Origin of the sequence: Halomonas sp. LBP4, from assembly GCF_003202205.1 — a bacterium.
Classification (GTDB): Bacteria; Pseudomonadota; Gammaproteobacteria; order Pseudomonadales; family Halomonadaceae; genus Halomonas; species Halomonas flagellata.
The window spans coordinates 19,712-27,593 of the sequence record NZ_PDOG01000004.1; the positions used below are offsets into that span (position 1 = coordinate 19,712).

General features: G+C 68.7%; 9 protein-coding genes. 2 read left to right on the plus strand and 7 right to left on the minus strand.

Features of this window, described 5'->3' with window-relative positions; genetic code table 11:
• Positions 1 to 103: 103 nt before the first annotated feature.
• From sodC to metF, 3 genes are read right to left on the minus strand one after another with little or no spacing between them, the layout of a single operon-like run.
• Complete coding sequence (gene sodC, locus CR157_RS13505) at positions 104 to 643, minus strand: superoxide dismutase family protein (RefSeq protein WP_110284061.1); 540 nt, start codon at positions 641 to 643, stop codon at positions 104 to 106.
• A gap of 45 nt (positions 644 to 688) precedes the next feature.
• Positions 689 to 829: a hypothetical protein gene (locus tag CR157_RS22620; RefSeq protein WP_181422066.1), complete on the minus strand. Its 141-nt coding sequence runs from the start codon at positions 827 to 829 to the stop codon at positions 689 to 691.
• Complete coding sequence (gene metF / locus CR157_RS13510; RefSeq protein WP_110284062.1) at positions 823 to 1,665, minus strand: methylenetetrahydrofolate reductase [NAD(P)H]; 843 nt, start codon at positions 1,663 to 1,665, stop codon at positions 823 to 825. Before metF ends, CR157_RS22620 begins: the two co-directional genes overlap by 7 nt.
• A 153-nt stretch (positions 1,666 to 1,818) precedes the next feature.
• On the opposite strand from metF, the gene CR157_RS13515 reads away from it, so the two are divergent.
• The gene (locus tag CR157_RS13515; protein ID WP_110284063.1) at positions 1,819 to 2,757 is read left to right on the plus strand and encodes an AEC family transporter; all 939 of its coding nucleotides are present in this window, start codon (positions 1,819 to 1,821) and stop codon (positions 2,755 to 2,757) included.
• Here CR157_RS13515 and CR157_RS23345 read toward each other — a convergent pair.
• The 4 genes from CR157_RS23345 to metK all read right to left on the minus strand — a co-directional run bounded on the left by CR157_RS23345 (position 2,718) and on the right by metK (position 7,476).
• The gene (locus tag CR157_RS23345; protein ID WP_110284064.1) at positions 2,718 to 2,879 is read right to left on the minus strand and encodes a helix-turn-helix domain-containing protein; all 162 of its coding nucleotides are present in this window, start codon (positions 2,877 to 2,879) and stop codon (positions 2,718 to 2,720) included. The two genes, CR157_RS13515 and CR157_RS23345, sit on opposite strands and share 40 nt — an antisense overlap.
• 107 nt (positions 2,880 to 2,986) lie before the next feature.
• Entirely contained in the window at positions 2,987 to 4,396 is a 1,410-nt protein-coding gene (gene ahcY, locus CR157_RS13525) for an adenosylhomocysteinase (protein ID WP_110284065.1), read from the minus strand.
• A gap of 65 nt (positions 4,397 to 4,461) precedes the next feature.
• Positions 4,462 to 6,162, minus strand: coding sequence for an NAD-dependent DNA ligase LigB (ligB, locus tag CR157_RS13530; RefSeq protein WP_110284066.1), 1,701 nt, complete (start codon positions 6,160 to 6,162; stop codon positions 4,462 to 4,464).
• 93 nt (positions 6,163 to 6,255) lie between these two features.
• Positions 6,256 to 7,476, minus strand: coding sequence for a methionine adenosyltransferase (metK, locus tag CR157_RS13535; RefSeq protein WP_110284067.1), 1,221 nt, complete (start codon positions 7,474 to 7,476; stop codon positions 6,256 to 6,258).
• A gap of 230 nt (positions 7,477 to 7,706) precedes the next feature.
• Between metK and CR157_RS23350 the strand changes: the two genes are divergently transcribed.
• Positions 7,707 to 7,882 (plus strand): hypothetical protein (locus tag CR157_RS23350; protein ID WP_146218658.1); only part of this gene is annotated, 176 nt, incomplete at its 3' end.

Sequence of the window (7,882 nt, forward strand, 5' to 3'; positions counted from 1 at the left end):
TCACCTCCGGCTGACCCTCACGCCGTCCCGGCATCAGCAGAAGGGCCCCGCCAACGATGGCGGGGCCCTTTTTCCTTCGCTACCCTCGTCCGGTATCAATCGCTCAGGACCCGACCACGCCGCAGGCCATACGCCCACCGCCGCCGCCCAGCGGTTCGGGGTCGTCGGCGTAATTGTCGCCTCCTGCGTGGAGCATCAGGCTACGCCCCTCCATGTCGTCGAGGCCGAGTCGCGGCGCCAGCACCGGCAGCGTCGCCCGGCCATCGCCGTCGACGGTCAGCACCGGCAGATCGCCGCGGTGACCGTCACCATAGGGCCCCTGGTGGCTGCCGGTCTCATCGGGGTCGTAATGGCCGCCGGCCTGCCGGGCGGCGACGGCCTGCCCCGAGTCGTCCTCGCCGGGTTCGCAGCTGGCGTTCGCGTGGACGTGGAAGCCATGGATGCCCGGCGGTAGCTCGCTCAGGTCGGGCGTCAACAGCAGGCCGTGGTCGCTGTCCTGCAGGGTAATGGTGCCGACGGACGCTTCGATGCCATCGGGACCAACCCGGTGCATCTCGACCTCGAGGGGTTCATCGGCATGGCTGCTGGCGGTCGCCAGCAGCAGGGAGGCAGCGGCAACTCCCGGAAGAATGGCATGGCGCATCTAGCGTCTCCTGATTCCTGATTCCATGGATAGGCAGGAACAAGGCTAGACACTGGGCCGGAAAGCCGCCAGGAGGGATCTGGCCTGGTTGTCGAGAATCTTCAGGGTCGGTTCGGCCTGGTTGAGGCCGGCGTAACGAGGGAAGTGCAGGCCGGACTGCACGCCCGGCCACGCCTGGTTCAGCAACCAATGTTATCCAGCACCCTCAGGGTCGGTTTAGCCTGGTTGAGGGTATAGAAGTGCAGCCCCGGGGCGCCGCCATCGAGCAGCCGCTGGCAAAGCCGCGACACGACCTCCTCGCCGAAGTCGGCGATGGCCTCGCTGTCGTCGCCATAGGCTTCGAGCTGCTTGCGGATCCAGCGCGGAATCTCGGCGCCGCAGGCGTCGGAGAAGCGCGCCAGCTTGGTGTAGTTGGTGATCGGCATGATGCCGGGCACGATCGGCGCCTCCACGCCCAGGGCACGGGCACGCTCCACGAAGTGGAAATAGGCCTCGGCGCTGAAGAAGTACTGGGTGACGGCGAAGTCGGCCCCGGCCTTCATCTTGCGCGCAAAGTTCTCCAGGTCCTTCTCGAAGCTGGGAGCCTGGGGGTGCGATTCCGGGTAGGCGGCCACGGCGATCTCGAAGTGGTCGCCGGTCTCCGCGCGGATGAACTCGACCAGCTCGTTGGCGTAGCGCAGCTCGCCGATGCCGCCCATCCCCGAGGGCAGGTCGCCGCGCAGGGCCACCAGCCTGTCGATGCCCGCCTCCCGGTAGCGGGTGAGCAGGTCGCGCAACCGCGCCTTCTCGCTGCCGATACACGACATGTGCGGTGCGGTGGTGATGCCCGACTGGCGTACGGCCTGCACCGTATGCAGGGTGCGATCCTGGGTAGAGCCGCCGGCGCCATAGGTGACCGAGAAGAATCGAGGGCGCCGCTCCGCCAGGGCATCGCGCACTCCCATCAGCTTGTCGCGCCCCGCATCGGTGTTGGGCGGAAAGAACTCGAAGCTGATGCCCAGCGGGTGTTCCTGCGTGCTCATCGGGGATCCTCATGAAACGGCTGCATGATGCGGCCATTGTGACGACTCCGGGTCGTCGTCTCCAATGAAAGATTCGCGGCGACCTATCGATTTCATTCAAGTTGGCCTCGGCGCCAGGGGCAGGCATCATGGCGCTTTCGACAGGGAGGTTGCATGAACACCATCGATCCCGGTGCCCTGCTGGGCCCCCTGTGGATGCTGCTCGCCTTCGTCGGCCTGGGCTGGCTGTGCGCGCGACGCCTGGCCATCGACCCGCGCCCTATCGCCACCCTGCTGATCTACATCGTCGCCCCGCTGACCTTCTTTCGCGGCCTGACCCTGGGCGGCCCCACCCCGGGTTACCTGCTGCTGACCCTGGGGCTGTTCGTGACGGCCAGCCTGCTTGCCATCGCGGTCGGCCGCCTGGCGCGGCCCTTCTTCCCCGCCCAGGAGGCCGCCGTGCTGGCGTTTTCCGCCGGCACCGGCAATACCGGCTATTTCGGGCTGCCCATCGCCATGGTGCTGCTGCCGCCGGAGGGCGTGACTCAGTACCTGTTCTGCCTGCTGGGCATCACCCTCTACGAATTCACGGTGGGCTACTACCTCAGTGCCCGGGGACAGTTCTCGGTGCGCCAGAGCCTGGCCAGGATCGTCCGCCTGCCGCTGATCTATGCCTTCCTGGCGGCCCTGCTGGTCAGCGGCCTCGGACTGACGGTGCCGGCCGCGGTGATGGCGGGTCTCGACGTCTTCCCGTCGACCTACACCCTGCTCGGCATGATGATCATCGGCATGACGCTGGGCCGGGTCTCCATCCGGGAGTTCGACATGCGCTTCATCGGCGCCTGCGTGGTCGTTCGCTATGGCCTGTGGCCGCTGCTCGCCGGCATCGCGGTGCTCGCCCTGCAGGCCACCCTGGGGATCTCGACGGAGCTGGCCGCGGCGCTGCTGCTGGTCGGCGTGGTGCCGATGGCCGCCAACGTGGTGGTGGTGGCGATGGAACTCTCGATCCGCCCGGAGAAGGGCGCCATCGCCGTGCTCCTGACCACCCTGGCCGCGCCGCTGCTGATCCCGCTCTATCTGGCGGGGTTGCTGTGGCTCACCGGCCTGCGCTGAAGGCCGCGCCACTGCCGCGGGGAGAACTCATGCCGCGCCAGGAAGACCCGCGAGAAATGCGCCGCATCGGCGAAGCCGCAGGCCAGGGCGACCTCGGTGAGGCTGGCGGTCGGGATAGGCACGCGCCTCGATGGTGGGGCGAGCCACGGTCATGACGAACCTCGCGTGATCGGCCGGACGGGGAGGCACAAGGCGACCCGGCAGGGTCGCCATGTCAGCAGGGTACAGGCTAGTAGCGATAGCTGTCGGGCTTGAAGGGCCCCTGGGCCGGCACGCCGGTGTAGCGCTCCTGGGCCTCGGTCATGCGGGTGATCACCCCGCCGAAGCCCTCGACCATGTAGCGGGCGACCTCCTCGTCGAGATGACGCGGCAGCACGGTGACCGTCAGCGCCGCCTGCTTCTCGCCTGCGGGCAGCTCGGCGAAACGCCGCTCGAAGAGGTGGAGCTGGGCCAGTACCTGGTTGGCGAAGGAGCCGTCCATGACCCGCGACGGGTGCCCGGTGGCATTGCCCAGGTTCACCAGGCGCCCCTCGGAGAGCAGGATCAGGTAGTCGTTGCTGGTGGGGTCGAAGTCGCCCGGGGTGCTGTCGCGGTAGATCTTGTGCACCTGGGGCTTGACCTCCTCCCAGTGCCAGTGGCGGCGCATGTGGGCGGTGTCGATCTCGCTGTCGAAGTGGCCGATGTTGCAGACCACAGCGCCCTTCTTCAGCGCCTCGAGCATCGCGGCGTCGCAGGCGTCGATATTGCCGGTGGCGGTGACCACCAGGTCGATCCTGGCCAGCAGGGCGCGGTCGACGCTCTGCGCCCCGCGGTTGATGCCGTCGAGATAGGGCGAGACCACCTCGAAGCCGTCCATGCAGGCCTGCATGGCACAGATCGGGTCGATCTCGGCGACCTTGACGATCATGCCCTCCTGGCGCAGCGAGGCCGCCGAGCCCTTGCCCACGTCGCCATAGCCCACCACCAGCGCCTGCTTGCCGGCCAGCAGGTGGTCGAGGCCGCGCTTGATGGCGTCGTTGAGCGAGTGGCGGCAGCCGTACTTGTTGTCGTTCTTCGACTTGGTCACGGCGTCGTTGACGTTGATCGCCGGCACCCTGAGGGTACCGTCGCGCCGCATCTCCTGCAGGCGATGCACCCCGGTGGTGGTCTCCTCGCTGATGCCGTGGATGGCGTCGAGCAACGCCGGGCGTTTTTCATGCAACAGCGCCGTCAGGTCGCCGCCGTCGTCGAGCACCAGGTTGGGCGCCCAGCCGTCGGGGCCCTCCACCGTCTGTTCGATGCACCACCAGAACTCCTCCTCGGTCTCGCCCTTCCAGGCGAACACCGGGATGCCGGCGGCGGCAATGGCCGCCGCGGCATGGTCCTGGGTGGAGAAGATGTTGCACGACGACCAGCGCACCGTCGCGCCCAGGTCGATCAGGGTCTCGATCAGCACCGCGGTCTGGATGGTCATGTGGATGCAGCCGGCGATGCGCGCACCGGCCAGCGGCTGCTGCGCACGGTATTTCTCGCGGATCGTCATCAGCGCCGGCATCTCGGTCTCGGCGATGCGGATCTCGCGTCGGCCCCAGTCGGCGAGGGCGATATCGGCCACCTTGTAGTCCTGGGCCTGCAAGGCGGATACGGCGGACTGGCTCATGCGTCACCTCATCTCGTGCGAAAAGCGTGCTCTTCACTATAGGCAGGGAACGAAGACACCGACAATCAACGCGCAAAGCCCTCGACGCCGGCCGTGCCGAGGCGCCCCGCCAACCGCTGCACCTCGGGATGGGCGAAGAAGTCGACCAGCCCCTCGGTTCGCTCCGGGCCGATGCCGGGCCGCCTGCGCCATGCCGCTGCCGAACGCGTGGCCAGCCCGGCCCAGCGCGCATCCTCCCCGAGCTCGAGCCCCGGTGGTGGCCCCAGGGCCGACAGCCAGGCAGCGAAAGGCCGGTCACGAGCGAGGGCGAAGCTCTCCACCAGGCGCTTGGCACGAGTCTCGCCGATGCCCGGCACCTCGACCAGCGCCACGGGGTCGAGCGCCATCCAGGCCAGCAGGTCATCGAGCAGCCCGGCATCCAGCAGCGCCTGCCAGGTGCCGGGGCCGATACCCGGCAGGTCAAGCCCCTGTTGGCCGCCGAGCCAGGCCAGCCGCTCGAGAAACTGCTCCTCGCAGCCCGGGGTCGGTCGCCAACAGCTCAGGGCATGGAACCTCGTCTCGTCGGGCGGCGTCACCCGCGCACGCTCGGCACCCCGCCAGACCACGCCCTCGAGGCGTGGAATGGTCAGACCGGCCAGGGTGATGGCCACCCGATCGCCGGGGCGGATGTCCAGCTCCCGCCAGCGCGCGAGCGAGCCGACGCTGACCCGGCGGATGACGCGACTATCCAGTCGCACGGGGACCAGGTGCAGCAGCGGCGTGATGCGCCCGGTGCGGCCGACGCGGAACTCGACGCCACGCACCTCGGCCAGCGCCTCCCGGGGAGGATGCTTCCAGGCCACCGCCCAGTCCGGCGGCTCGGCCCGCCACTGGCCGCCGGCCGGGCGACCGCCCTGACGCAGCACCACGCCGTCGGTGGCGAAGGGCATCGGCCCCCGATACCAGGCCTCCCGCCAGTGCCGGACCTCGGCGAGGGAATCGACCGGATGGGTCAGGGCCGCGCTGCCGGTGAACCCCATTTCGGCCAGGCCCGCGAGACGCTCGCCCATGGTCGTCGGGCCATTCGGCCAGTCCCAGACGAAGAGCCCGATACGGACGGCATCGGCGTCGTCGAGGGTGTCCCTGGCCATCAACCCGGTCACCTCACTGCGCGCCCCGGCACTGCCCTGCTCGGCCTGCACATGGGCGTCGAGCCGCAGGTAGAGCTCGCCCTGAAGCACCGGCGAACCATGCGCCGCCAGTCGCTTCGGCACGGCGGGGATGCGTCGGGCGGCCGGGGTCCAGTCCTGCCCATGGCGGCCATCGCCGCGGCTGATCGCCCTGACCAGCCGGCCCTCCTCGTAGACCAGGGTCACCGCCACCCCGTCCACCTTGGGCTGTATCCAGGCGTCATCGCGGCGCGCCAGCCAGCCGCGCACCTCGTGCTCGCCCGCGAGCTTGGCCAGCCCCGTCTGGGGCACCGGGTGGGAGAGAGCATCGCCCGCCCGGGGTGGCGGGGGCTCGACCGCGGCATCCGACGACGCCTCGGGAAAGCAGCGCCGCCACAGCGCGAAACGGTCCCGCGCCTGGTCGTAGAGGTCGTCGCTGACCAGCGATTCGCCGCGGCGATAGTAGGCGTCGTCCCATTCGGCCAGGCGGCGCTCCAGGACCGTCAGTTCTCGCTCGGCGCGGGCCACGGGCCAGTCGGGGCAGGCATCGGCCGGGCCCGATGCGGCCGCCACCGGCGTGGCCAGCAGCCAGACGACAAGACTCAGCAGGATAGGCATGGCGGGCATCCTCGGCGAAGCGGTGCCCTGACCATAGCAACAGGCCCCGCGCGGCGAAGCCGGCGGGGCCTGTCATTTGCTGTAGGCGATCGCCTACAGGCCGGCGGCTTCGCGCAGGGCCTGGGCCTTGTCGACCTTCTCCCAGGGGAAGGCCAGGAAGGTCTCGGTCTGCTCCTGCCCCTGGGTGTCGGTCCAGGTGTAGCTGGTCTCGAAGGGCTCACGGCCGAAGTGGCCATAGGCCGCGGTCAGGCGATACATCGGATGCAGCAGGTCGAGCATGCGGGTGATGGCATTGGGCCGCAGCTCGAAGTGCTCGCGTACCAGCTCGATGATGCGTTCGTCGTCGATCCGGCCGGTGCCGAAGGTGTTGATCGACATCGAGGTGGGCTCGGCCACGCCGATGGCGTAGGAGATCTGGATCTCGCACTTGTCGGCCAGCCCCGCGGCGACGAGGTTCTTGGCCACGTAGCGACCGGCATAGGCCGCGCTGCGGTCGACCTTGGACGGGTCCTTGCCGGAGAAGGCCCCCCCGCCATGGCGGGCCATGCCGCCATAGGTGTCGACGATGATCTTGCGCCCGGTCAGGCCACAGTCGCCCACCGGGCCACCGATGACGAACTTGCCGGTGGGATTGATGTGGTACTTGGTAGAGTCGGTGAGCCACGCCTCGGGAATCACCTGCTCGATGATCTCGCGGCGCACCATCTTGCGCAGCTCCTCCTGGTCGATGCCCGGATCGTGCTGGGTGGAGAGCACCACGGCGTCCACGCCGCAGGGCTTGCCGTTGTCATCGTAGCGGAAGGTCACCTGGCTCTTGGCGTCCGGGCGCAGCCAGGGCAGCAGGCCGTGCTTGCGCAGCTCGGCCTGGCGCTCCACCAGCCGGTGGGCATAGTGGATCGGCGCCGGCATGTAGGAATCCGTCTCGTTGGTGGCATAGCCGAACATCAGCCCCTGGTCGCCGGCCCCCTGGTCCTCGGGCTTGGCCCGGTCCACGCCCTGGGCGATGTCCATGCTCTGCTTGCCGATCAGGTTGAGCACGCCGCAAGTCTCGCCGTCGAAGCCGACATCCGATGAGGTATAGCCGATGTCCAGGATCACCCGACGCACCAGCTCCTCGAGATCGACCCAGGCCGAGGTGCTGATCTCGCCGGCGACGATGGCCACGCCGGTCTTCACGAGGGTCTCGCAGGCCACCCGGGCGTGCTTGTCGCGAGCGATGATGGCATCGAGCACCGCATCGGAGATCTGGTCGGCGATCTTGTCCGGATGGCCCTCGGATACGGACTCGGAAGTGAACAGGGAGTATTCGCTCATGGCGTCCTCGACCCTTCTTGTAACGGCAATAGGCAGTCGCGAAGTCTACACCCTACCTTTATCTGCTGACACCCGCCATTTGATGCCGAACGTCAAGTCGGCGACAATAGGCGCCCGATTTCGATCACGCCGCCCGTCCCGCGGCGTCACCCAGCCAGAGCGCACGCCCGGCCAGTCCCCTCGGTCCGGCAGTGCCATTGCTTATTCTGCCGCAGGCGAGGAGCTACCCCATGCCGTCCCGTTTCGAACTGGCCAATGCCATTCGCGCCCTCTCCATGGATGCCGTCCAGAAGGCCAACTCCGGCCACCCGGGCGCCCCCATGGGCATGGCCGACATCGCCGAGGTGCTGTGGAACGACCACCTCAAGCACAACCCGGCCGATCCCCAGTGGCCCGACCGCGACCG